The following is a 25,009-nucleotide window of genomic DNA, read 5'->3' as shown; positions in this document are numbered from 1 at the left end:
TGATTCTGAATTCTATCGACATCTTAGCTTCCGCGCAACACATATATACACAGTCACAAGATACTATAAACCGGTCGTTTGAAATCGCATCCGATGGGCGAAGTTCGCCGATCCCACCCAAGGGAAAGCAGGAGAGGGGCCGGAAAAACACGCCTTTTCGTCGATTTGCGGGCCGAAAGCTCGCCTCCGGAGCCGTTCCGAGGCTTGCTTTCGGCAGCCGCGGCGACGCATTTTGACCCGGCCCGTGAAAGAGAAAAAAGCATCTTCTATCACTCAAGTTAAATCCAATATAGCTTGATAAATGTCTTGATTCGCACAGGATTAAAATGGGACTAGCTCTTCCCGCCTCTGTTCCATTCGAGCGCCTGCAAGCGCCCTTCGAGAGCGCGTCCGACGCCCTCGCGCGTTTCGACGAGCGGCTTCGTTCCAGTCCCGTCGCCGAGCGATCTGTTCGGAGCCTGGATCGTGCGCGTCTCCTTCGGCCGGATCGGCTGCCGGGGCCGAACATTCGCGCGCGAATTCGGATCGGAGGACGAGGCGCGCGCCTATGTGGGCGACGGGCTGCGCCGCCGGAACGGCGCGGTTCGGCGCTGCGGGGTCGAATATCGCGTCGTCGACGCCTCGCCCGCGGCGCAGCCTCTAATGGCGACGGTCAGATTATCGAGCGGCCATAAGCCCTCGGAAGCGCCGGAGCCCCGCCATGAAGAGTGAGCAGCCTCCGCAGAGCGGAGCCTCGCGGGAAACGCTCGTCGGCTCGGTCGAGCGTGTGACATTCCACAATAGAGATGGATTGCAAGTGTGTTGGTTGTTGGTCGGCCCGTCGATGCGTTGCGCGCTTGGCTGGCCTACGCGAAAATCGACGCCGGCCCGCTGTTTCGATCGATCGACAAGTGGTGCAACATCAGCGCCGCCGCGCTCGATCCCCAGAGCGTCAACATGATGATCAAGAGCACGCCTGCCTTGTCGACCGCCCGATACACGTATTTTCAGCAGCCTCTGACTTTCACGTAGGTCTCATCGAGACGCCAGCTGGATCCGATCGCGCGCTTGCGAGCACGGAACTGTTTCTCCAGCAAAGGCGCATACTTGACGACCCAGCGGTTGAGCGTGGAATGGTCGACGTCGACGCCTCGCTCTTCCATCATTTCCTCGAGTTAACGGTAGCTCATCGGATAGCCACATACCAGCGGACGCCCCAGAGGATCAGGTCGCGTTCGAAATGGCTGCCCTTGAAATCGATCATCCCACAATTCCGCCTGCCCCCACGCCCGGCGATCATAGCCCCCACCGACCCGCGAGAAAAATTCGCGACAGAGCCCGCTCGATAGGGCTCGACACTCAGGGAGAGCGAATTATCTGGCCCCCGTCGCGACAGCGAAGATGGGAGTTCGCCCATGACCGAGAACGAAAGTAGGCCGCAGGGCGGCGCTCTCGCCGGCAATGGCTTGATCGTCGTCGCGCTCGTCATGACCGGTGCGGCCTTCATCTATCGCGAAGCGCCGCTGCTGCCTTCGCGTCCGAGCTCAAGCGAGATGGCGATCCGCGAGGCTGCCCCGCAGGCTGACGCGCGACTGTGGCAGGACCCGTTCTCCGCCATTGCGCAAGCGCGAAACGCAAAATCGGAGTGCACGCGAGCTCTTCCGGCCGGATCATCGCCCAAGCTTGACGCAGATACGATCCCGCTGGTTGTGACTGTATCCGGCGGGCCGAACTACGACGACTCGGAATATCGTCGGCGGCTTCGTTACGCCGTGATCGCAGGACTCGATCGAGCCGGATTTCGACCGCATGATCCTCGACATCTGGGCTATTTCTCTTCGATCTTCTTGCGGATACGTTGGCTGATGGCGTAGCCCTCATTGCGCGTCGTGCGTCCGTCGATCGCCGAGGCGCGTCCATTGTTGTTTTGCGCGACATGCGGCGTCACCTTCATCGCGCGCAATTCGTTGACGAAGTCCTCGGCGTCATAGCCCTTGTCGGCGCCCAGCGTGATTGGCCTCGGCCGATCGGCGTGGGGCTCGATCATGTGAAGCGCCGCGATGCGCTCGGCGTGGCCGTCCGCCGGTGTCAGACAGGCGCCGACGAAAAGCGCATGCCGGTTCTCCATCAGCGCATGGCCCATGAAGCAGAGTTTCGCCTCCTTGCCCGGCCCTTTGCGATAGATCCGCGCCTCGGGGTCGGTCGTCGACGCATGCGTCTCGTTCGAACGTTTTTCGCCGTGGAAATCCGCTTCCTTGTTGCGACCGCCGCCTTCGTCCGGCTGCGGCTCGTTCGCTCCGTCTTTCGACTTGAAGCTTTTCATCGACGCCCAAGCCTGCACGAGCGTGCCGTCGACCGAAAAATGGTCGGTGCTCAGCAGTCGCTTCACCCGCGGCTGCGCCAGAATGGCGTTCAGGAACTTCACGGCGATGTCGCCTTCGAGCAGGCGGTCGCGGTTCTTCGAGAACGTCGAATGATCCCAAACCGCGTCGTCGATCCCCAGCCCCACGAACCAGCGGAACAGCAGGTCGAACTCCAGCCGATCCATGAGCTGGCGCTCCGAGCGGATCGAATAAAACGCTTGCAGCAGCATCGCCCGCAGCAGCTTCTCCGGCGGAGTCGACGGCCGGCCCATCGGTGAATAGAGCGCGGAAAACTCTTTCTCCAGCCCCGACAGGGCCTCGTTGACGAGCTGACGGATCGTCCGGAGCGGATGGTTCTTGCCCACTCGCGCCTCGAGATCGACGTAACTGAAAAGCGACCCCGATCGCCCGTCCCCGCCCCGCATGGCTCATCCCTCGCAGTCACGAGATGACTGAATCACATCGAGATTTCGAGAGCCAGCGACTTTTTCAACAGCCTGCTAGTCGATTCAATAAAGCGGTGGTTCGATAGCGGAATGGCTCGGGTGTCCCGGCGGGTGATCGTCGAAATAAAATCCGAAAACATATCGCGTTGGGGTTGCGCCGTGCATCTATATGGATAGACTCCATCTATAGGGAGATTAGCTCGGTGACGGAAGAGCCCGAGGCGACTCGAAAGCTATAAAGGACACTTCCCATGGGTCTGCCGATTGCTCGGTCGTGCGAAGAAGGCAAGGTCAGTTTCGTTGGGGCAGTTTGGCGTTACGCTGTGCCGCGGCTGATCGGAGTGCTCACAGGAGCTGCCATATGCCTTTCATCGACTCCCACGTATTCATTCCATGATACAGGTTATTGGGGGGCAGAAAAGATCAAAGTGCACGATATTCCGACGAACGTTGAGCGTCAGATGGCCTTTCTTTTTAATACTATTGATATAGAAGAAATAGAGCTATATTATGATGAAATTGAAACGACTAATACAAAGATATATATTTACCGCCCACGCGGCAAGTTTGTGTGTACAGATTCTAAGTGCCCATATATTATAAATATAAATACAATAGATAACGACATATTTGCTACGGTGTGGTGCGATAGCATCATAAATATAAAAGAGGAGCTGCGGCATGATAGGAAAGGCCGCCTTTTTCGTCTCATTAAATTTAGAGACGGCGGCAGGGTCATATTTGTTTCAATATTTGGTAGCGGAATGATTAACTTTTTTTAAATATAAATGACTCGCGCGATTAAAAGAAGGAAGACAAGTAATGACACAATTCACAATCAATGGACACTCATACAATATATTTGGTGGACCAGTTGGTGGTTCAAATAATGAAAATGGTGCTGCGACGGATATAGCTACTGCTATCCAAAAATCGGAAACATTTAGATCAAATGAGGTTTCTCTTTTCAATAAATTTACTAATATAAACGTGATCTTTGTAGATAACCAAAAGCGGTATGCGTATTCATCAATTGATGCAGACGGCCATAGTTGGGATATATTTATATCGACGGCGCGAACGCCTTTGTTAGAGAGTCAGAATAATACGGCAAATTTCCGTGTTGCGACGTTTCTTGATGAGTACACGCATGAAATGATGCATGCTACCGCGCCAAATGCAAAGAACCCGCGTCCTTTCGCTCGAGGAATGGACCCAGACGAGAACGTGGTGATGAAAAACACCACTCAGGCTGAAAAGGAGATGGAGGCGTCCAATGTTCTTATTACAAAAGGAATTTATGATAATAATTCTCAGGTTATTCCTGCACCTGAGGGGGATCAGCTAACATTTTCAAATGGAGGCGTGGTTTGGCGTTCTGGAACAACCTCCAATCCTCCCGGGATTTCCTTTGGAAACGGAGCTGCGCGCAGATTTGATGGTAACAGAACAAACGATGCGTTAGACCAAGGAGGCACATACCAAGTAAATCAAGACACACAAAGTAATATCCAGGTAACTACAAATTCGGATGCCGCAGGAAATGAAGTTTGGCAAGAGATAAGATATCCTGATGGGAGCATAATTGAGACTAATGTTGGCTTGAATTCAGATGAGACATTTGCATTTAAGCAAGTAACTGTGTTTCAGGCTACTGGCGACGTGTTGGCTGATGTCTCCGGAGTCGGTGACATCGTCAATTTGAGCAATGCATTGCTTACATTCGAAATTGGCAGCAAGACAACTGTGGACGGCACTGGCAATATCTTCCTTGTCAAAGGAGTTCCAGGCTTCAGCCTAACGACATTCGAAGCGACAGATATCCAGGTCGATCCGAGCGTCATCCGTGTTGGTTCGACGAACGGCAGTTTGGGCACGAATTACTACTTCAACTCCAGCGGCCAGATCACCTCCACCGGAGTCGGCTTCATTGGCTTCTCGACGAGCGGCGGCTTCTCGTCCGACAGCGCTAGGGCGAATGCGCTCGCCAGCTCCGTCAGCGCGAATATCCCCGTCTACACCCCCACCGGCCCCGTCTCCAACCAATGGCTGACCGGCGTCAATGTCGTGAATCTCGGCTCTGTGCCGCTCGGCCAGCTGCCCTTTGTCTCTGACCCCTCGGGTGTAGTTGCAGGCGGGCTCCTTGTCGCCGGCCCCGATATCGAAGTGGTCTTTCCGAATGCAAATGAGAATGGCGTCGCCAATAGCTCACCTTCGAGCATCGTCACGGGCGGCTATCGGCCTGGCGCGCAGAGCCCGGTCGCGCGGTCGCAGAGCCTGCGCAGCAGCGATTACGGAGCGAGAATTGTCTCCATCACGGTAGATGGCGTCAAATATGATCTGACCGGCAACGACGCCTCGGCCCAGTCGGGCTCGTGGCAGAACACCGATCCGTTGGTCCTCGATCTCTCGGGAGCCGGCGTGGCGACAACGAGTTGGCTCGACGATCCCGTCTATTTCAACACCAGCGTGGTCTACGGAACGCCGCAGGTCTCGGCGCCGATCACAGCCGACGGCGAGCTGCACGCGACCAGCTGGGTCGCGCCGGGAACCGGCATTCTGGCGCTCGATCTCAACGGCAATGGCAAGATCGACGATATCACCGAGCTGTTCTCGCAGGACTTCAATAACGGCTGGTTCCACGACACGAATTGGTACGGAAGAGCCTCGGGCTATCGATACGCCAATGGATTGGCTGCTCTGGCGTCTCTGTCGACATCGACGACGGTTTTTTCGGCGGCGACCTCGAAAATCGATTCACGCACGGGCGCCAGCTATTGGAGCGAAGTCGTCGTCTGGCAGGACGACAATCACGACGGCGTTACGGATTCCGGCGAGCTGAAGACCTTGTCTCAGCTCGGCGTCACATCGATTGGCCTCACCGGCGCGGCTTCTGGCGCCGCTTCGGCCGGAGGAGCGCTCCGTTATACCACGACCTATACGAGAAGCGACGGCTCGACAGGCCAGGCTGCCGACGTCGACCTTTCTGGCAACAGTCTCGGCGATCAAATGATTGCAACGAGCGGTGGCGTCATCGTGCGGTCGACGCCCGCGCCGACTTATAATTTGACCTATGTGCACTCCGACTTTGCCGGCGCCGATCTGGAAGAAGTTCCGGTATTCTCGCCGTCGACGGAGAGCTTCATCTCCCGGAATGCATCGGCGCATTCCTATACGCTGTCGAATGGCCAGCTCTTCGATAACACGACTCAGACCGTCGTGATACAGAGCAGCGCGACAGGGATTTTCAGCTCCGATCAGAACGACACGATCACCGTCGCGGCGGGCGACACTGGCTCCTATTGGCTCGGCGGCGGCAGCGGCGCCGACACGCTGACCGGCGGCGCCGGGAACACGGTGTTTCTCATCAATTCGCGGACGATCGTCCATGGCGGGACGGGCTTCAACATCGCCCAGGTGGACGACGCCAATCCGATCACGATCGATCTCGCGTCGGCCAATCTCCAGGAGGTCGTGGGCGGAGCGGGCGACGGCGTCTTCAATGCGTCCGGAACGACGTGGAACGTCTTCATCCAGGGCGGGTCGGGCAACAACATTATCATCGGCGGCACCGCGCATGATGCATTGTCAGGCGGAACCGGTGACGATTTGATCAAAGCCGGCGACGGTGGCTCGGTCATTCACGCCGGCAGCGGCAATGACGTCATCTATGGCGGTTCTGGAACGACCAATGGCGCGCCAAATAGCGATGTCATCTATGGAGGTCCGGGCAATGACATCGTCGTGCTCGGAACGAACAATACGCTGGTCTATGCCGGTTCCGGGACGATGACCGTGGTCGGCAATGCAAGCGGCTTCTCCGTGCTCGGACTCCATGGCAGCTACGCCGACTACACGCTCACGCACAATGCCGACGGCTCCGTTACCGTCACGAATATCGGCAATCAGGACGGCGACGGCGCCGTCACGATGAAAGATGTGGACGCGCTCGATTTCTCAGATATCGCGCAAATCGACGTCACAGATGCCTTCGGCATGCCGGTCGTCGACAAGTTGAACGTCGGCCGTAGCAGTGACGCGACGATCAACGGCTCGGGCCAATATGTGATCGCCGCTTCCAGGCTCCTGGCCAATGATCTCGACTATGCGGGGAAGACGCTAACAATCCGCGAGCTCGTGGACAAGGACGGAAACGCGATCGGGCGCGGCGCGAATGGACAGGCGAGAGGCGGCGTCGTCGCGCTGAGCGCGGACGGGTCGACTGTCACCTTCACCCCAGCGGCAAGCTTTACGGGAGTGATGAGCTTTCGCTACCATGTGCAGGACAGCGATGGTCGAAATGGCCTTCCGGTCGCCCAGCTCGGCACGACCGATACGGCGGAGATGGCGGCGACCGTCTATTTGAATGTCCCGTCGCAGCCCACCGATCCGCTTTTCGACGACGAATGGTTCTTGCAGGCCGCGAATGTCCTTCCGATCCTCAACGAGTATACCGGCGCCGGCGTCAAGGTCGGCGTCTTCGACCTCTCAGGCAATGTCGATTTCTCCAATCCCGATCTGGCAGTCAACGCCGGCGGTTCAAATCATATCGAGGGCGCCTCGGGGACCGATCAAATCGGAACCCATGCGACGCTGGTCGCGGGCGTCATCGGGGCCGCGATCGACGGCGAGGGAGCGGTCGGTGTGGCGCCTGGTGCGACGATTTACAGCGAGTACGTCGGCCCTGTCGGGCCGGCTCCGTTGAACTTGATCAATCTTCTCGACTGGTCACTCTATGATGTCGCCAACAACAGTTTCGGCATAACCCGGCCCTTCTATGATATCTCCTTGTCCGGCGGCGGCCCCACCGAAACCGAGGCTCTCCAAAACGCCATAGAACGGGGGCGGCCATATGACGACCCCGACCGCGGGTATTATGGAACGCCCTTGGGAACGATTGTCGTCGTCGCGGCAGGAAACAACCGAGCGAGCGGCGGGAACACCAATGACTTCGAACTCACGAATTCGCCTTACGAAATCACCGTCGGCGGCATCAACGCCGTGAGCGATCTTTCGACATTGCATGTTTCGGGAGCGCCGTTCAGCAACGCAGGCTATTCCATACTGGTTTCCGCTCCTGCGAATGACATCTCGTCCGATGGCGTAACCTATACGAATGAATATGGGCAGCGTTTCGGCGCCTCGATCCAAACGGCGCAGGGAACGTCCTTCGCCGCGCCGATCGTCTCGGGCATCGTCGCCGACATGTTGCAAGCCAATCCAACGCTCAACTGGCAGGATGTCCAAGAAATCCTCGCCTATTCGGCGAGAAAGGTCGACCCAGGCGATACGAATCCTTTTATCGCCGGCGCCGCGGCGGGATCAGGATGGGCTTTCAACGGAGCAAAGAACTGGAACGGCGGGGGACTGCATTACAGTCCAGATTACGGGTTCGGCGAGGTCGACGCTCTCGCGGCTGTTCGACTCGCAGAGACATGGCAGACTTCCCCTGACCGTAACACTTCATACGGCGGCAGTGGACAAATGTCCGTTTCCGGAAATCTCGCTTCCGGGACTTTCTCGACAACATATACCGCATCCAGCAATTTGACGCTCGGCGCGCTACAGGTATTTGTCGAGATCACCAATGCCGTTCGCAGCAATCTCACCATTACATTGACATCGCCGTCCGGCGTCACGAGCACTCTCATGGCGAGGCCGGGATCTGTGATCGGCCAAGCCGCCGACGCGGCGCAATTCGGCCCCGACACGGCGAATGATTTCACGCCGACGACTTTCGATTATACATTCGAAACCGTCGCCGATTGGGGCGAGAAATTTGCCGGGAATTGGACGCTCAGCGTGACGGACGCGAGCGGCGCCGCGTCGCAGGCCGTCGTGACCGCGGTCAGATTTTCGATGGAGCAGACGAATGTCACGAACAATGAGGTGTTCGTCTACACCGATGAATTCGCCCAGTTGTCCGGCGCGGTCGGAAGCGCTCTCTACGATCCGAATAATGGGGCGCGTTCCACGCTGATAGGCTCCGGATACAGCGACGTCATCAATGTCGCCGCCACAACAGGGACCGTGTTCTTGGATCTGAACGCAGGGAGCCACGACAGCATCATTGACGGTCGAGGACTCTCGATCGCTGCGGGGACCAAGCTGGACACCGTATATCTCGGAGACGGAACGGCGACCGTCATCGGCAATGGTGACGACAATAGATTTTATTCGGGCAGAGGCTCCGACACGTTCGTGTTCCGCGGCGGCGCTCTCGGTCATGACATCATCGATGGCTTCACATCGAGCGACACCCTTCAATTCGATGAGGCGCTATTCGCCGATTGGGCGCATCTTCTCCCCGCGATCAGCCAATCTGGAGCCGATACCATTATCACGATCGATTCCGCGAATGCGATAACGCTCAAAGGTGTGGATTCGTCGAGCCTCGGACAGAACTCGTTCAAATTCGGGGCTTTGCCCCCTTCCCAAGAAGGTCCGCATATTTCGATCGGCAGCGGGACCGATGCGCTGGTTCTGCAAATCTCCGAAGATGCGTGGCAGGGAGACGCTCAATACACGGTGAGCGTGGATGGCAATCAGATCGGCGATGTCCTCACGGCGTCGTCTTCACATGCCGACGGTCAGTTCGACACGGTCACGGTTTTCGGAAATTGGGCTCCGGGTTCGCACTCCGTGAGCCTAGACTTCCTAAATGACGCCTATGGCGGCTCGCCGAGCACGGACAGAAATCTGTATGTCGAAGGGGCGACCTATGATGGAACGTCGGTTCCTGGTTCGCAGCTGACATTTTTGACCGCCGGGTCGGCCGGCTTTTCCGTCACGGATACGACCCAAACGATCGGAAGTGGCCCCGACACCTTGGCGCTGCATATTTCGGAAGACGCATGGCAAGGCGACGCGCAATATACGATCAGTGTCGACGGCAATCAGATAGGCGACATGCTGACGGCGTGGTCGTCCCATGCGTCTGGAACATCCGACACGATCTCCGTTCTCGGCGACTGGGGAGCTGGAAATCACGTCGTATCGGTGGATTTTCTGAACGACGCCTATTGGTTCTCGCCGGACACCGATCGCAATCTCTATGTCGACAGCGCGACATATAACGGCGCCCCGATAAACGGCGCGCAGCTCGGTCTTTATGTCGGCGGTCCCGCTAGCTTCTCGTTCAATGCGCCGAGCTGACGAGACGCCTCGACGGGCGTGGCGTCGGGACTGGATCACTCATTACACAGAGCGCGCTTCGCGAAAGCGGAGCGCGCTCTGTGCTATTTTTCTCCCGGACCGTCCAGCCCGAACCATTTGCCGCGGCTCTCTTCGAGATGGGGTGCGGGGTCGTAGATCGTCGTCTCCAACCGCAGGCGCTCGGCCGATAGGCGACCGAGCGCGGCCAGGGCGGCGTAGGCGGCGACGATGCGGTCGCGTTGCGCCGTCACCAGATCGACGCGCGCATTGAGTAGCGCCTGCTGGGCGTTGAGCACGTCGAGCGTGGTGCGCTGGCCCAATTGCGCCTCGTCTCGCACGCCCTTCAGCGCCACCTCCGCCGCCTTCGCCGCGACCCGCCCCGCGGTGATCGAGCCGATCGCCGTCTTCAACTGGCTGAAGCTAGAGACGACCGCCGCGCGCGCCGCATCGCGCTGCAGGTCGGCGTTGAAACGTGCTTGACGCAATTGCGCCTTGGCCTGGCGGATCGACGCATATTCGACGCCGCCCTGATAAATCGGCACGTTCAGCGCGCCGCTCACCTGCGCTGTGAACTGGCGCGTGCCCGGAATGCCGAAGAAGGATTCATATTGTTGATTGACTTGCAGGTTCGCCGAGACGGTCGGGAGGAGGGCCCCTTCGCCGACTTTCACCGCCGACTCGGCGGCGTCGACCTGATGCTGCGCCCCAACGATGCTCGGATGCTCGGCGAGCGCGATTTCGATCGCCTCGCTCGAAGATTTCGGTAGCAAATGCTCGATCGTCGCCGCCGGCTCCAAATGATGCGGCTCGACGCCGATCACCTGACGGAAATTGGCGGCGCTGGCCTCGAGCCCGGCCTGAGCGGAATTCAATTCCATTTCCGCGTGGGCGAGCGCGGCTTGCGCCTGCGCCACATCGGTCGGGCTCAGCTCGCCGAGTTCCTGCCTCTGCCGCGTCACCCGCAATTGCTCTTTCAGAACGGCAATATTGTTCCGGCGTAGATCGAGAACGGCTGTGTCGCGCAACACATTCATATAGGCTGTCGCGCCGTTCTGGAGCGTCGTCTGCTCTGTGAGCCGCATCGTCGCTCGTGCGGCGAACACGCTGGACTCGGCCTGGCGGACAGAATTATCCGTGCGCCATCCATCGAACAGCGGCTGCGACAACGCGAAGGCCGCGGCGCGCGGCTCGCCGATCGTCTGCTCTATGCTGTAGAGCCGCTCGTTGGAACTGTTGCGACCCGCCGGCTGGCGCAGCCGATTGAATTGTGGACCGCCATTGACGGAGGCGTTGATCTTCGGCCGCATGCCTCCGGCCGCTTTGGCGACATCCTCGTCGCGCACCCACACATTGGCCCGCTGCTGGTTGAGATCGGGATTGCCGACATAGGCCTTGGCCAGCGCCGACTCCATGGTTTCCGCCCGCGCCTCGCGGCCGGTGAGCGAGGCGATCAGAGCCGCGCCGAGCAAGAGGGCTCGCCCGGACGGAACTCCACTAGCACAGACGTCCGACGCCGCACATCGGACCAAATTTCGAAACGCCATCACGCAACGCTCTCGATATTAGCCGCACTCGACGAAGACCCCGTCGGGGTCGACGCCTCCTCGTCATCTCTCACGCAATGCCCGCGACGCGGTCTCGACCAGCGGCGAGAACAAATATTCGAGAATGCGCCGCTTGCCGGTCCTGATTTCGACCGACACGGACATTCCCGGCGAGAGGGGAATATCTACGCCATCCACGCTCATGAACCGCCTCTCGGGAGCCACCGTCACCGGAAACACCAGATTCTGCACGCGCTGCGCGCCGCCGAAATAGCTCGTCTTCTGGGATTTGGCCGGATTGGCTTCCGCCGCCTGCGCGTCCGGCTCCGGAATGGCGTCCCGCGCCACGCGGGAGACGGCGCCGTCGAGAGAGCCGTAGCGCGTGAAAGGAAAAGACTCGATCTTGATCACCGCCTTTTGACCCGCCTGGATGAAGCCGACGTCCTTGTTCTCCGCATAGCATTCGATCTCGAGGCCGGCGTCGTCCGGGACGATGCGCATGAGCTCCTCGCCCGGCGAGACGACCTGGTGCTTCGATGTGATGGAGAGGCCGAGGACCGTGCCGGCGATCGGACTGATGAGTGTCATATGATCGGTCTTTGCATGGGCCTTCGACGCCTTCTGTTCGAGATCGTCGACCTGACGCCCGGCTTCCGCGAATTTCTGGGCATTATCGGCGATGAAGCTCTCGAACGCCTTCTCGCGCTCCTTCGTGAGAACGTCGACATTGGCGCGCGCCTCGAGAAGCTGGCCCTTCTGCGTCGCCAGCGCCGTCTGCTGATTCTGGAGCGTCTCCTGCGCATCGAGAAGGCTCGCCGGCGCGATCGCCTTGCGCGCGACCAGCGCCGCCCGCATGTCCACGCGCTTCCGCAACGTCTCGACGAGAAGCTCCTGCGCGACGATCGTATTCTCGAGGCGCTTTTCTTCGGCATGCTTCTCGACGATCTGAGCCTCGAAGCTCTGCGCCGAGGATCGCAATTGCGACAAATCGCCCTCGAGAACTCTCTGCTCGCGTCGGCGCGTGTCGATCGGAATATCGTCAAACCAGTCGATCCTTTGCGCCTGCGCGACCTCGCGTCGCTCCGCTGCGGCGATAGCGGCCTTGCGCCGCAGCCACTCGGCGCGAAAGGCGGTGAGCACCGCCTTTGACGATGTCTCATCCGCCGCGGCCTCGGTCGGATCGAGCTCGACCAGAACGTCTCCAGCCGCGACATGCCGCCCGTTCTCTGCGTGGACGACGGCGACCTTGCCGATCTCTAGAGACTGCACGGTCTTCACGCGACCGGACGGCTGGATTTTTCCTTGGGCCGTCGCCAATATGTCGATCTCGCCGAAATAGCTCCAACCGATCGCGAAAACCGCCAGCAGACAGATGCTCCACAACAAGCCGATCTGAATCGGCGAAGGCGGGGTCTCCAGAATGGCGAGCGCCGCCGGGAGGAATTCCTGATCGGAGCGCGTCATGCGTTGTCGAACCGCGTCTCTCTGCTTGTCGGCGAAGCGGCTCCAGATCGTCATCCCGCCCTCGTCAGATCGTTCTGCAACGCCCAAAGATGCGCATAGACGCCTTTTTTCGCGAGCAGCTCGTCATGCGTTCCGACCTCGATGATACGTCCTTCGTGCATGCCGATGATCTTATCGCAGGGACGCACCGCTTGAAGCCGATGGGCGATGATGATGACAGTGCGGCCTTTGACGATCTCGAACATGTTTTTCTGGATCACGCGCTCGCTCTCGTAATCGAGCGCGCTGGTCGCCTCGTCGAAGATGAGGATCGGCGGATTCATGGCGAGCGCGCGGGCGATGGCGATACGCTGCCGCTGGCCACCCGAAAGATTGGCTCCGCGCTCCTCGATCACCGTATCATAGCCCCGCGGCAGCTTGCCGACGAACTCGTCGGCGCCGGCGAGCCGCGCCACGGCCATCACCTGCGCGCGCGACATGGCGGGGTTGGAGAGCGCGATATTGTCGTGGATCGAGCGGTTGAACAGAAGATTTTCTTGCAGCACGACGCCGATCTGCGCGCGCAGCCAAGCCGGGCTCACCTGGGAGAGATCGACGCCATCGACCAGCACCTGTCCTTCCTCGGGCAGATAGAAGCGCTGAATGAGCTTGGTGAGCGTCGATTTTCCCGAGCCCGAGCGTCCGACGACGCCGACGACCTCGCCCGGTCGGATCGATAACGAGACATTCTTGAGCGCCTCCGGCGCGCCGGGACGATAGCGGAAGGCGACATTGCGCATCTCGATCGCGCCTTTGGCCCGCGGCAGTTGGCAGTGCGCGACATTCAGCGGCTCGGTCGGCATATTGAGAATGTCGCCGAGCCGATCGATGGAAATCTGCACCTGCTGGAAGTCCTGCCAGATCTGCGACAGCCGCAGGATTGGCTGGGCGACCTGTCCCGAGATCATGTTGAAGGCGACCAGCTCTCCGACCGACAGCTCGCCGTCTATCACCGCCTTGGCGCCGAACAGCAGCAGCGCCGCACTGGTCAGCTTGCTCACATATTGAATCGCGCTCTGCCCGCCCGCGCCGACCAGCCCCGCGTCGAAGGAGCAGGAGACATAGGCGGCGAGCTTCTCCTCCCATTGCGCCTGCATGGTCGGCTCGACGGCCGCCGCCTTGATGGTCTGCACGCCAACGATCGCCTCGACGAGCATCTGCTGGCTTTCGGCTCCGCGATTGAACTTTTCCTTGATCAGCTCGCGAAGCGCCGGGCGAACCAATTGCGCGATGAGCAGATAGAGCGGGATCGAGAGCAGCACGATCAGCGTCAGCTTCCACGAATAAGCGAAGAGGACGATGATGAAGACAATGGTGAAGAAGATATCGAGCGCCGAGAACAATCCCTGTCCGGTGAGGAAGGAGCGGATGGTCTCGAGCTCGCGAACGCGCGCGACGGTCTGTCCGGCCGAGCGGGTCTCGAAATAGCTCATCGGCAAGCGGAAGAGATGAAAGAACAGGCGTCGGCCGAGTTCGACGTCGATCCTGTTGGTCGTGTGCGACAGCGCATAGCTGCGCAGATATTGCAGGACGACGTCGAACAGGCCGATGACGGCGAGGCCGCCGACGAGGACGAAGAGCGTGTCGTAGCCTTTGTGGCTGAGCACCTTGTCAATCACCACCTGGAAGAACAGCGGCGTCACGAGCGCGAAGATCTGGACGACGAAGGAGGCGGCGATCACGTGCGCGAGCGGGCGCCGGTAGCGCCAGATGGAGGGCAGGAACCACTTGAAGCCGAATGTCTGCGGATCGACACCGGCGCCACCGAGTTTACGGGAGACGAGGATCGCCTCGCCGCCCATCTCCTCGACGAGCCGTTCGAGCGGCAGCTCGCGGTCGATGCGGGTGATGGGATCGACGAGCCGATAGTTGCCGGAGGGGAGCCGCCCGCCGAGCACCTGGAACGAGCCATCGTGCATTCGGGCGATCGACGGCGCCGGTAGAGCGCCGATGCGGTTCTTGTCGGGATCGGCGATGATGCGCGCCTTGAGGCCAATCAGAAGGGCCGCGCGCACGATATCCTGAGAACTCACCGGCCCGTCGCGCAACGCGAGCTCTCGGCGAATATGCGCCGGATCCGCCACGATCCGGTAATAGGCGGCGACGCCGCATAGGGCCGAAAGGCCGGAGTCGACGCTGACGGCTGCGGCCCCGGGCCGGAGAGTCTCGTTCATGAACGCCGCAGTCGAATCGAAACGCCGAATCCTGCGCTATCCGCGCCGGACGCGACGCAAGGGAGGAACGCCGACACTTTGATCGAACGCCCACTCGGACAGACCGCGATGAGGCGATGCGAGGACGCCATCGATTGCATCAGAGTAGAAGCGACCGGATGCGCCAGCGCGGAAGCGCCGAGGCGTCTAGCAAGGTCGCCAGAGATGTCAGGAAGGCAAGTCATTCTTGCTCAATCGAAAGCGGTGGGAATTATTTAATCGCGATATATTTCATGACACGACACGACTTCCTCGCGGCCGACGCCGACATGCGAGCCGGACCCAGCGTATTTCTACTGCCCTACTCGAGGCGCCGTTTCAAGCTGTTTTTCGTCGCCGGTTACGAATGTCACGTGCAGGTTTGTCAGCATGGTGAGACGCAATCGAGCCAGGGTAGCGAGTAATGCGAATTTTGCGAATTCCGCCGTTCGACGGTGCGACGTTTGTTTTCGGCGTGTGCTGGAATCTGTTTCGAGCGTTCGGCTTCCGTGATCTCATAGAACTTGGCCGGAGACTTCATCCATTTCGTCGAAGCCGATCCATGTGAAAGCGATCGAGGTCGGAGCGTATTCGAGGTTGAGGGTCGCCTGCATTGCGCCGAAGGCGTTTTCGCCACGTCCGTCGACGCCGATGACGATCCCGCTTGCCCGCAGAGGTCGAGATCGTCGCGATCCCAGAGGTCGGCCTCGACGATCCGCCATCGCCATCCGTTTCGGCAATCGCACCAGATTGTAGGCCGCCGAGGCGAAGCGACCCGTTCTCAGCCTCGGAAGCGCGTCTGCTCCTATCCGGCGACGGTCTTGATCCAGTCAAAGCCTTCTTCGATCTTTTTGCGGATGCGCTGGCTGACGGCGTAGCCCACATGGCGCGTCGTGCGGCCGTCGATCGCCGAGGCGCGCCCGTTGTTGTTTTGTACGGCATGCGGCGTGACCTTCATCGTGCGCAATTCGTTGACGAAATCGTCGGCGTCATAGGCCTTGTCGGCGCCCAGTGTGATGGTCCTCGGCCAATCGGCGTGCGACTCGATCAGGTGAATTACCGCGATGCGCTCGGCGTGGCCGTCCGCCGGCGTCCGACAGGCGCCGACGATGGGCGTGTGCCAGTTCGGCGGTTATGTCGAGCGATGCGACGACTGCGGCGCGAGGCGCGCACCCTTTCCGGCTCTGTCGCGAATTTTTCTTGCGGGTCGGTCGGGGCTATGATCGCCGGGCGGTGGGCAGGCGGAATAGTGCAATGATCGATTTCAAGGGCAGCCATTTTGAACGCGACGTGATCTTGTGGGGCGTCCGCTGGTATGTGGCGTATCCGATGAGCTATCGTCAACTCGAGGAAATGATGGAAGAGCGAGGCGTCGAAGTCGACCATTCCACTCTCAACCGCTGGGTCGTTAAGTATGCGCCTTTGCTGGAGAAACAGTTCCGTGCTCGCAAGCGCGCGATCGGATCCAGCTGGCGTCTCGATGAGACCTACGTGAAAGTCAAAGGCTGCTGGAAATATCTCTATCGGGCCGTCGATAAGGCAGGCGCGACAGTCGACTTTCTGTTGACCGCCAAGAGGGACCGCAAAGCCGCGTTGCGCTTCTTACGCAAGGCGATCGGCCAGCATGGCAAGCCGGAGAAGATCACGATCGACAAGAGCGGCGCAAACACGGCGGCGATCGAAAGCTACAATGTGGAGCATGAAGCGGACATCGAAATCCGCCGCATCAAATATCTCAATAATATCGTCGAGCAGGACTATCGAGCGGTGAAGCGAGTGACGCGGCCGATGTTGGGTTTCAAATCATTTCGCTCGGCTGCTGCGACACTCTCTGGGATCGAGCTCATGCATATGATCCGAAAGGACCAGTTGCAGACCAGGGGCGAATTGCGTCCTGCGCAGCAGTTCTATGCCCTCGCGGCGTGAGCCGTGTCACTCTCACAAGCCGGCGTCGCTTCCGTAGACAAAATTTGCGACACAACCCTCGCCGCTGCGCCCCGGCGCGTAATGATAGACCACGATCGGCGGATCGGCGCCGCCATGGCCGCGGTCGTCGCGCAGAACGGCCCAGAGATAGCCCGTCTTGGTCCGGCCGCGGCCGGGATCGAGAACCGGCGCCCGAGTCTCGTCCATGAATAGACGGCCAGACAGCTTCATCAGTGCGCTCATGCGCTCGACGATCGGCGCGAGGTGGAAGGCCGTCGTTCCCATCCAATCAGCCAGAACGGCGCGGTCGAGCATGATCCCGTGGCGCGCGAAGACCTGTGATTGACGGTAGAGCGGCATGTGCTCGCTGAACTTGGCGACCGCCACTTGCGCCAGCAGCGCCTCGGTGGGGACGCCGCCCTCGATCAGATGCGCGGGAGCCGGCGCCTGGGCGACGCCCGCGCATCCATTCGGACAAGCGTAGCGGGGCCGCACGGTCTCGATGACGCAATATTGCGCCGGCGTCACGTCGAGGCGGCTGGAGCGGTCCTCGCCGATCCGAACCATCAGGCCGCAGCCGCAAGGACAGGCGAGGCTCTCTGGCTCGATCACACGCTCGACGCGCGGCAGATGAGCAGGAAAGGCGCGCGCGGCGCGGCCGGCGCGCTCGCTCGTCGCCGGGCGCCCCGAGCGGCGCGCGCGATCGTCCTCGCGCTCCTGGACTTCGGCGATGGCGATCTCGATATCCTCCAGAACGAGCTGCAACTGATCGGGATCGAGCTTCTCCGAACGCTTGCCGAAACGCGCGCGTTCATATTCCTTGACGAGCAATTGCAGACGTTCGACGGTCTCCTTCGACGCCGCAAGCTCGCTCTCGATGTGAAGGCGCGCGGCGAGCTCATGATCGGCGCGGATGCGTTCGGCTTCGAGCATGGCGCGCTGAGCTTCGAACAATGCGCGCAGATCGGCGCGCAGATCGGCAGGAAGCTCTGCGAGTCTGGCGGGATCGAAGCTCGGCGTCATGTCGGCGAATCTATCGCAAGCAAGGCGCCGAATGAAGCCGAAGTTGCGATCAGTTCGCCGCGGTCGGCGTCGCCACGATCCGCTCGCCGACGCGCTTCCAGTTGAGCCCGTCGAATAGAGCTTCGAACTGCACCCGGCTCAATTGCAGGACGCCGTCGCTGATCTGCGGCCAAGAAAAACCGTTATCGCCAAGACGCTTGTAGATCAGCACGAGTCCGGTTCCGTCCCACAGTAAAATCTTCAAGCGATCCTTTCGCTTCGAGCGGAACACGACGATGAGGCCGGAATGCGGATCGAGTCCGAGCTTGTTTTGCACCAGAGCGGCCAGCGCATCATGCCCGCAACGAAAATCGACGGGACGCACGGCGAGCACGATCCGCAACCCTTGCGAGGGAATGATCACGCGCCGCGCTCCAGCGCCGTCATGATCTCGGCGATGCGCGTCGACGCGGTGTCCTGCTCCAGCCGCAACACGACCTTGCCGACGACGATCTCGATCTTCGCATCGCTCTCATTACGAACGGACGGCTGCTCGAGCTCGATCTCCACGAACTCCGCGGGACCGTCGGTCACGAGCGCGAGCCGCCCGGTGCGCGCCTGGCGGCGCCACTGCGTCAATTGCTGCGCGCATATCCGATATTTGCGGGCCACGTCGGCGACGCGCGCTCCAGGCGCGAGGCTCTCTCGCACGATCCGGCCCTTCAGCTCCTTCGACCACAGCCGATTGCCCGAACGTGAACGACGAAAATCCACACGTCCGACAAATCCTGCGCCAAAATCGATCGTCGCATTCTCGCTCATCTTCGGATCCTTCCAGAGACATGGCTGTCCCTCGAAAGAATCTCACATCCGAAAATCCTTCCGAACCCAAAGAATCAATGGGGTCGCAACGGCGCTTACCGCAGGCCTGGCTCGCCGACGTTCTCTCGCGCATCGCCGGACATCCAGCGCATCGGCTCGATGAACTGCTGCCGTGGAACTGGCGAGCGTCGGCTCCGCGCGCATCGGCGCTGGCGGCCTGAGCATGCACGTCAACAAGGTCGATCATGTCACGACCGTCGAACGCGTCGCAGAGCGCCTCGGCGAGAGCGTCGACTTCATCCACGACGTCGCTCTCGAAATGGACACCGAGGACGGCGTCATCTGGGTCTACGGCATCGGAAACGACGGCGTTCTCGCATTCACCGACTTCGGCATCGAAACTCTCGTCGAACTCATCGAAATCCACAAAGACTTGAAGTCGCGCGCTGGCGCCTGACGCTTCAGCCTATCGCCTGCGGCCCACGCCGGATGCTTACGCTGCTCGAGCTCGATGTCCACGAACTCCGCAGGACCGTCGGTCACCAGCGCGAGCCGCCCGGTGCGCGCTTGCCGGCGCCATTGCGTCAATTGCTGCGCGCATATCCGATATTTGCGGGCGACATCGGCGACGCGCGCTCCAGGCGCGAGGCTCTCTCGCACGATCCGGCCCTTCAGCTCCTTCGACCACAGCCGATTGCCTGAACGTGAACGACGAAAATCCACACGTCCCACAAATCCCGCGCCAAAAGCCGTATCGACCGTCGCGTTCTCGTTCATCTTTCGGATCCCTCCAGAGACATGGCTGTCCCTCAGAAGAATCTCACATCCGAAAATCCTTCGAACCCGAAAAATCAATGGGGCAAAAACGGCGCTTACCCTAATTCCGCACGTACGGATCTGTGCGGGGGCGTGAGGAAACTCACGTCCCTACCGCGACCAGATCAGCCCCGCGGCCGCCGTCCGCTTCAAATAATCCTGCACCGTGCTCCGCGCCACGCCGAGCCGCCGCCCGATCTCCCGCGCGCTCAGCCCGTCATGGGCGAGCCGCAGCAAAAGCTTGAATCACGCCAAGCTAAAAATGGGAATCCTGAAACCCAACAGGCCCTAGTCAAATATCACCCGTATCGGCCGATTATTCGCAATAAATTCAGTGGAGTCCAATATGCTCTTCACAAGCACGATCCGGTCCCCGCCATCTTCCAGATAAGACATCGCGTCGCGGAAGCCGCCGGCATCACAGCTACGTCCCAAGAGCTGGAAATAGATCGCGTGCACAAATTCCTCATTTGTCGTTTGGGAAAATTTCGAATATTGGACTGTCAGACATTTATCTTCTCTTTGCTTCTGGAGCACTCTTTGCGCCTCTCGGGCTCGGCCTTCGTCCGAATTTTCCAACGAAGCGATTAGGTCTTGGCGCGTCATCGCACCCTCGGCGAGCGAACGTGTGGCGTGTTCGACAGATTGTTGGTCGACATCACGTCCCAGAGTGCGCTGATATGCGATCCGGACGAAGGCGTAATCACCGATCTTCTGCATCCAGTCCTCGAACAGTGGCGAGGACTTTGCCACGCTTTGTTGGGGGAGAACCGGCTTGACAATCACATTCCGCCGATCTTGATACACGCCGATCATCATATTGGCGATACGTGCGGACACAGCATCCCAGCTGTTTTTCTCAAGCCAACGCTTTTGCTTTGATATCAGTTCCTCGCACCTCGCAGGATCGTTGAGCAGTCGCTCGATGCTCGCAAAGATTTCTTGCGATGAATACCCGCCTGTTTGCTCAACGAGTTCCGTTATATCCTCGAACACTGCCAACGGCGTCGTCACAACGGGCCGCAGGGCCGACAATCCATAGCGCACTGCGCCGCTCGCGGATTCGCCGCTCCGCTGGTAGGGAAAGACGATGATATCGCAAGCTTCCAACAGCAACATCGTCTCGTCTGTTTCGAGATAATCATTGACCATCAGAACCCGCCCGCTCAGGCCCAACTTCTCAACTAGATCAACGCATCTATCTCTTTCCGCTCCTGAAGAAGGGTCATCGTTCACGGAGTTCGTAAGCACCAACAGCGCATCAACATACTTGCGTGCGATGATGGCGAAGGCCATGATGAGCTGTTGGATGCCCTTCGGAGGCAAAAGAAAGCCGTAGCAACCAATAATCGGACTCCGTTGCCCGAATCCAAGGAGTTCGCGAACAGTCTCCTTTTTAAGTTGCGTCGAAGGCATAGCACCATGAGGAATCTTTACGACATTATCGACAAGGCCAAATTCCTTTAGTCGATTGACGTCTTCGATTGTGTGTACAATGATTCGCGACGCCTTCGCGAACTGAGTGACGAATGCCGCGATCGACTCCTCTACTCCATCGATGGTGATCGGCTTCGTCTTATGAAACTCGATATAAACATCGACGCTGGCGGCAGTCAGGGCAACTATGGCCTCGCTCAAGTCTGCGAGGGTGTGAAAACCGTAGTTATATTGAAAAACCACGATGTCGCAGCTCTCCGCCAAAGCCGTCTTCACGAGACCGTCGAGCGGCTCCCCTCGATGCGTCCAGCATCGTCGTACATTGGGCTCGTCCTCTCTCAGGCCTTGCCAATGATTCGCGAGAATAAGTACGTTAAACTGATCATCCGGCAAATTGGGAAGAATAAATTCTGAAAAAGTGGCGATGCCGCATTTTGTGTTCCAGGTTGTGACCCAACCAATATTTAGCCTACGGCGCTGAACTGCACCGCTCTCAAGGAAATTGACGAAATTATCTATTTTATCACCTGATGCGCCCCAGGTAAGCTTGGACGCAGTTTCCGAAGCCGAAACGATCTTTTGCCTCATCTCAGTTCCCCGATTATATAATTGACGCATCTTGACCGCGAGATCCGTCACGCTAGGCTTTGCCCACATGCCGTTGGACACACCAAGATGACTTGCCGCCGGCTCGAATTCATAGTCGATGAGATAACAATTGTCATTTTTACAAAACTCCATCTGTCCAGAAAAGCCAGTGATCGCCACTGGCGTCCCGTAGAACATTGCTTCGGCTGCGGGAAGACAGAACCCCTCTCCGCGCGTTGGCAGCACCACCGCGTCTGCCGCCTGATAAAGACCCGGTAGAGCCGTATCGGGTACATCATCGTAAATCATTTTCACGACAGGAGCATCGTCACGACCAACGACGAGTCTGTCATACCAATGTTGGACAACATTGGTTGAATTACGGTAGCTTTTGACGATAAGTTCTACATTATCCGAGCGTGAGAATGCGCTTACATAAGCGGTGAACAGCTCTTCGATACCTTTACGCTCCAAACCGGAAGAGATGTGCAAGAACGTAAATGGATAAGAACTCTGCTTAGTAGGCAAGTTTGCCGGGGGCAAATGATCAACGCCGTGGCTAAAAACCCGGGCAGGCACTCGAACGCCCGAATTGCGAAACACTGTCCGCACATATTCCGAGCACATGACCGCCCCATCGACATACCTGTTTAATAATGCGGCTAATTGCTCGGAGATCTCCGTTTCCTCCCAGGCGATACCGCACAACGCAAAATCCCCCAGCATGCCGGCTGGTCTCATTGGATATACATTTCGAATGGAAACGGCAATGCAGTCTGGATTATAAGGCAGGGGCTGCAAAAGGGGCACGATTTCGGGGGTCGCACGGAGCGCATCTTCATTCAGTCTGTATCCAGGCACCCCCTCTGCGGGAAATAACGTCGCAGCACAATCGCTGCGAGCGTCCAGAGCTAGAGCCACATTCCTGTTCACGATTGCTAAGCTGTAGCTCGTCTCGCAAGGACCTTCGATCAGATAGTGATGCTTGGCAGCGCGCGCTTGGACTGGACGCTCCTGACCGCCGTTTTCAGATGCGAGCTCATGCAAGCACGGCTTGACATCTGCTGGCAGGAACGGCGTGAGGAAATTGATCAATTGCGAGGCAACGCGAGAGCGTTCAAAATCTGCGAGCCTTTTCCGTTGGCCACGCAGCACTTGCCGCCGGTTCGCCCGATCGGAAAACAACCACTGAAGCTGGTCCGCTAGCTCCTCGGGCTGAGGGCTCTTCAGCAAAATACCGGCCCCTCCAAGAGTGTCGCTAACGGCGGCAGAATCCACGGCAATAACCGGCACGTCGAAAGCCATCGCCTCCAACAGGGGCACGCCAAAGCCTTCATGAGCGCTGAAACAAACGAAAGCGTCGGCCGCTCGATAGTGACCCAGAAGATCGGCCTCGGAGACGTGCCCAGTGATCAGCACGCGATCCCGAACACCAGACTCCTCTAATGCTTTCAATAGCTTTTCTGCGTAAGCGTCGCCCTTGTTCAAGCTACCGACCAAAGTCAAGTAGAGCGGGTGATCAAACGCATCTGCGTAGCGCTTGAGAAAGTCTATGAGCAATAGCTGCCCTTTGTTCGGGTTGATCCGACCAACAAAGAGAAGCTGGTAGCGCGGAGCCTCGTAATAGTGAGGCACCGGATTGAACTCGTAGTTGCGTAGCGCCAAGAAATCCCTTAGCGCAGGAATTTTTACCGGATTTTCGAACCCGCGTCGACGCAATTCCTGACAGTTCAAATCAGAATCTCCGATCGCACCTTCGACGAAGGCACGGAACTCGTCAAGCAATCGCAATCCGATTGCGACATACCGGCGCGTGAACGACCCACGCTCGTAAAAATAGCTGGGCGTAATGTTGTGATAAAGCAAAATTTTTCGGCACCTCAGCCCCGCTAGAAGGGGCATGATGTCGTGACCCATAGAATGGTGGATAATCAAAACATCAGATGGCCGCGGCCTAAATTCACCAATAAGGCGAAGCTGATCAGCGAGGCGCTCATCTCGATGCTCTACAAATATCTCCGATTGAACCGAATAAAGCTCAAGCAACTCTTTTATGTACAGCATAGAGTTTGTTACGGCATCGCCGACAGAAGAGCCGGAGTGGAACTGAAAAACGCGAGGTTCGTGCATGGTTTTCGTCCATCCTCATCTTCGTCAAGATTACAGCATTTTGCCTGGAGACCATACTTTATGCAATCCATATTCCTGGCGGATTGAGCACAATTTATGGTGCGTTCAGCGCTGCCTAGCCCTCACTAAAGGGGAATCGCGCTTATTGAACTAGGCAGCAAGCGCTCAAAAGATTCGCGGAGAGGGTTTCGGCGCCACTTGCCCAGCCCAAACGATTTAGAAGCCAAGGCACCGCAAAGCACGGCACACACGCTACTACTTTTGGTAGAAGGTCGCTAGTTTGGCATGCCTAACTTGAGATATCAGAACATTATGACTTAATCGTCCTCCGCGAGAAGAACTCCAAATTGCCCCGCGCGCGAAATTCCGCAACGTGAAATCTCGTAAAGCGACGCACTGCTCCGTTGAATATCATTGCTTCCCTTCGCACCAAGAGCAGCCTGCTTTGACTGCAAGTCATCGATTGCCGCTTGGGTAGCGTCAAATCTACGCAAGGTCTCCTCGTTCATTTCGGTTAATCGAACCAAAATATCAGCGAGCATATGATCGAGCACTTGCAAATCGGCTGAGGGCTTGCTCGGTGCGAGTTTGAATGGCCCCAGCAAATAGTTTGGGCGGTCGGTCAATCGGACCGACACCAAGCGGACCTTGGAAGCTGTTACACCAAAAGCATCCACTTTGCAGTCGAAGCCGTGGCGTCCATTGTCGCTTACCAACGCGGCGACGTCGTCGCGATAGAGGTCGGCCCTTGTGCTCATAACGACTTTCCCATCGAGCAGGATTTCGAGGTCGAGAGAGATGTCGAGACGCTTGAGGTCACAAATCCATCCACGAACGCGCTTTTCGTCGCACTGATCGACAGCACCCGCAACACTGCCCCCAAACCGGATGCAGTGCGCAGCGGCCTTTTCGTTGCGAAAGGTCCAAACTGCTATCATTTGGCTGAGCCTCTTGAGCAATCGCCTCTCCATAGCTTGCCTCTCGCATCTCGAGAGGATGAGTTTTTCGATCAAGTCAAATCGCATTTTCGCGACGCGTGATCGCCACCCCGGTCCCTGTTCGTCCGGGGCGAGTTACGCCCCAGTCCTGATACGCCGGAAGGGGTA

The 25,009-nt window shown here is 58.6% G+C and carries 16 protein-coding genes and 5 pseudogenes; 8 read left to right on the top strand and 13 right to left on the bottom strand.

Annotation, left to right across the window (positions count from 1 at the left end):
* Positions 1-348: 348 nt before the first annotated feature.
* A complete protein-coding gene (locus tag GYH34_RS20600; RefSeq protein WP_348983932.1) occupies positions 349-711 on the top strand; it encodes a WGR domain-containing protein in 363 nt (120 codons plus the stop codon).
* An 87-nt stretch (positions 712-798) separates the two neighbouring features.
* Positions 799-1,011: a hypothetical protein gene (locus GYH34_RS20595; protein WP_244635429.1), complete on the top strand. Its 213-nt coding sequence runs from the start codon at positions 799-801 to the stop codon at positions 1,009-1,011.
* Here GYH34_RS20595 and GYH34_RS22090 read toward each other — a convergent pair.
* Positions 990-1,279 (bottom strand): annotated as a pseudogene (locus tag GYH34_RS22090) (transposase); the annotation flags it as partial. The gene GYH34_RS20595 and the pseudogene GYH34_RS22090 sit on opposite strands and share 22 nt — an antisense overlap.
* Positions 1,280-1,394: 115 nt before the next feature.
* Between GYH34_RS22090 and GYH34_RS20590 the strand changes: the two are divergent.
* Positions 1,395-1,853, top strand: a complete 459-nt coding sequence (locus GYH34_RS20590; RefSeq protein WP_161915428.1) for a hypothetical protein — start codon at positions 1,395-1,397, stop codon at positions 1,851-1,853.
* Here the strand turns inward: GYH34_RS20590 and GYH34_RS20585 are convergent.
* Positions 1,814-2,767: pseudogene (locus GYH34_RS20585) on the bottom strand (IS5 family transposase); the annotation flags it as partial. The gene GYH34_RS20590 and the pseudogene GYH34_RS20585 overlap by 40 nt on opposite strands.
* Before the next feature lie 272 nt (positions 2,768-3,039).
* Here GYH34_RS20585 and GYH34_RS20580 point away from each other — a divergent pair.
* Together GYH34_RS20580 and GYH34_RS20575 are read left to right on the top strand one after the other, a co-directional pair.
* Positions 3,040-3,570: a hypothetical protein gene (locus tag GYH34_RS20580; protein WP_161915427.1), complete on the top strand. Its 531-nt coding sequence runs from the start codon at positions 3,040-3,042 to the stop codon at positions 3,568-3,570.
* A gap of 40 nt (positions 3,571-3,610) precedes the next feature.
* The gene (locus GYH34_RS20575) at positions 3,611-9,943 is read left to right on the top strand and encodes a S8 family serine peptidase (RefSeq protein WP_161915426.1); all 6,333 of its coding nucleotides are present in this window, start codon (positions 3,611-3,613) and stop codon (positions 9,941-9,943) included.
* Between the two features lie 83 nt (positions 9,944-10,026).
* On the opposite strand, the gene GYH34_RS20570 is transcribed toward GYH34_RS20575, so the two are convergent.
* The 4 genes and pseudogenes from GYH34_RS20570 to GYH34_RS20555 form a co-directional block, all read right to left on the bottom strand.
* Positions 10,027-11,487 carry a TolC family outer membrane protein gene (locus tag GYH34_RS20570; protein WP_161915425.1) on the bottom strand — a complete coding sequence of 487 codons (1,461 nt, stop codon included), beginning with the start codon at positions 11,485-11,487 and terminating at the stop codon, positions 10,027-10,029.
* A gap of 63 nt (positions 11,488-11,550) precedes the next feature.
* On the bottom strand, positions 11,551-13,005 hold the full coding sequence (locus GYH34_RS20565; protein ID WP_161915424.1) for an HlyD family type I secretion periplasmic adaptor subunit: 1,455 nt from the start codon (positions 13,003-13,005) through the stop codon (positions 11,551-11,553).
* Positions 13,002-15,164 carry a type I secretion system permease/ATPase gene (locus tag GYH34_RS20560; protein WP_161915423.1) on the bottom strand — a complete coding sequence of 721 codons (2,163 nt, stop codon included), beginning with the start codon at positions 15,162-15,164 and terminating at the stop codon, positions 13,002-13,004. Before GYH34_RS20560 ends, GYH34_RS20565 begins: the two co-directional genes overlap by 4 nt.
* 737 nt (positions 15,165-15,901) lie before the next feature.
* A pseudogene (locus tag GYH34_RS20555) lies at positions 15,902-16,275 on the bottom strand (transposase); the annotation flags it as partial.
* A gap of 161 nt (positions 16,276-16,436) precedes the next feature.
* Between GYH34_RS20555 and GYH34_RS20550 the strand changes: the two are divergent.
* Complete coding sequence (locus GYH34_RS20550; RefSeq protein ID WP_161915422.1) at positions 16,437-17,108, top strand: IS6 family transposase; 672 nt, start codon at positions 16,437-16,439, stop codon at positions 17,106-17,108.
* Positions 17,109-17,165: 57 nt separating this feature from the next.
* Here GYH34_RS20550 and GYH34_RS20545 read toward each other — a convergent pair.
* The 3 genes and pseudogenes from GYH34_RS20545 to GYH34_RS20535 all read right to left on the bottom strand — a co-directional run.
* Positions 17,166-18,131: pseudogene (locus tag GYH34_RS20545) on the bottom strand (IS66 family transposase); the annotation flags it as partial.
* A gap of 49 nt (positions 18,132-18,180) precedes the next feature.
* Complete coding sequence (gene tnpB / locus GYH34_RS20540) at positions 18,181-18,534, bottom strand: IS66 family insertion sequence element accessory protein TnpB (RefSeq protein ID WP_161915421.1); 354 nt, start codon at positions 18,532-18,534, stop codon at positions 18,181-18,183.
* On the bottom strand, positions 18,531-18,932 hold the full coding sequence (locus tag GYH34_RS20535) for a transposase (RefSeq protein ID WP_244635428.1): 402 nt from the start codon (positions 18,930-18,932) through the stop codon (positions 18,531-18,533). Before GYH34_RS20535 ends, tnpB begins: the two co-directional genes overlap by 4 nt.
* Positions 18,933-19,030: 98 nt before the next feature.
* Between GYH34_RS20535 and GYH34_RS20530 the strand changes: the two are divergent.
* A pseudogene (locus GYH34_RS20530) lies at positions 19,031-19,153 on the top strand (transposase domain-containing protein); the annotation flags it as partial.
* 2 nt (positions 19,154-19,155) lie between these two features.
* On the top strand, positions 19,156-19,389 hold the full coding sequence (locus tag GYH34_RS20525) for a hypothetical protein (RefSeq protein WP_161915458.1): 234 nt from the start codon (positions 19,156-19,158) through the stop codon (positions 19,387-19,389).
* Here the strand turns inward: GYH34_RS20525 and GYH34_RS22085 are convergent.
* From GYH34_RS22085 to GYH34_RS20505, 4 genes are all read right to left on the bottom strand, one after another.
* Positions 19,281-19,709 (bottom strand): transposase, encoded by a 429-nt coding sequence (locus GYH34_RS22085; protein WP_244635427.1) that lies wholly within the window; start codon positions 19,707-19,709, stop codon positions 19,281-19,283. The genes GYH34_RS20525 and GYH34_RS22085 overlap by 109 nt on opposite strands.
* A gap of 150 nt (positions 19,710-19,859) precedes the next feature.
* Positions 19,860-19,985: a helix-turn-helix domain-containing protein gene (locus GYH34_RS20515; RefSeq protein WP_161915420.1), complete on the bottom strand. Its 126-nt coding sequence runs from the start codon at positions 19,983-19,985 to the stop codon at positions 19,860-19,862.
* 51 nt (positions 19,986-20,036) lie between these two features.
* A complete protein-coding gene (locus GYH34_RS20510) occupies positions 20,037-23,903 on the bottom strand; it encodes a glycosyltransferase (protein WP_244635426.1) in 3,867 nt (1,288 codons plus the stop codon).
* A 317-nt stretch (positions 23,904-24,220) separates the two neighbouring features.
* The gene (locus GYH34_RS20505; protein ID WP_161915419.1) at positions 24,221-24,862 is read right to left on the bottom strand and encodes a hypothetical protein; all 642 of its coding nucleotides are present in this window, start codon (positions 24,860-24,862) and stop codon (positions 24,221-24,223) included.
* Positions 24,863-25,009: the final 147 nt, after the last annotated feature.

Origin of the sequence: Methylosinus sp. C49, from assembly GCF_009936375.1 — a bacterium.
Taxonomy (GTDB): domain Bacteria; phylum Pseudomonadota; class Alphaproteobacteria; order Rhizobiales; family Beijerinckiaceae; genus Methylosinus.
The sequence above is the reverse complement of the archived record's forward strand: the minus strand, read 5'-3'. Positions and strand labels throughout refer to the sequence as shown.

Bases quoted from the DNA above. Each gene is read 5' to 3' on its own strand.
- GYH34_RS20575 (WP_161915426.1), top strand. From the start codon at position 3,611: ATGACACAATTCACAATCAATGGACACTCATACAATATATTTGGTGGA.
- GYH34_RS20510 (WP_244635426.1), bottom strand. From the start codon at position 23,903: ATGCACGAACCTCGCGTTTTTCAGTTCCACTCCGGCTCTTCTGTCGGC.
- GYH34_RS20560 (WP_161915423.1), bottom strand. From the start codon at position 15,164: ATGAACGAGACTCTCCGGCCCGGGGCCGCAGCCGTCAGCGTCGACTCC.
- GYH34_RS20535 (WP_244635428.1), bottom strand. From the start codon at position 18,932: ATGAGCGAGAATGCGACGATCGATTTTGGCGCAGGATTTGTCGGACGT.
- GYH34_RS22085 (WP_244635427.1), bottom strand. From the start codon at position 19,709: ATGAACGAGAACGCGACGGTCGATACGGCTTTTGGCGCGGGATTTGTG.
- GYH34_RS20570 (WP_161915425.1), bottom strand. From the start codon at position 11,487: ATGGCGTTTCGAAATTTGGTCCGATGTGCGGCGTCGGACGTCTGTGCT.
- GYH34_RS20580 (WP_161915427.1), top strand. From the start codon at position 3,040: ATGGGTCTGCCGATTGCTCGGTCGTGCGAAGAAGGCAAGGTCAGTTTC.
- GYH34_RS20550 (WP_161915422.1), top strand. From the start codon at position 16,437: ATGATCGATTTCAAGGGCAGCCATTTTGAACGCGACGTGATCTTGTGG.
- GYH34_RS20565 (WP_161915424.1), bottom strand. From the start codon at position 13,005: ATGACGATCTGGAGCCGCTTCGCCGACAAGCAGAGAGACGCGGTTCGA.
- GYH34_RS20590 (WP_161915428.1), top strand. From the start codon at position 1,395: ATGACCGAGAACGAAAGTAGGCCGCAGGGCGGCGCTCTCGCCGGCAAT.
- GYH34_RS20525 (WP_161915458.1), top strand. From the start codon at position 19,156: ATGCACGTCAACAAGGTCGATCATGTCACGACCGTCGAACGCGTCGCA.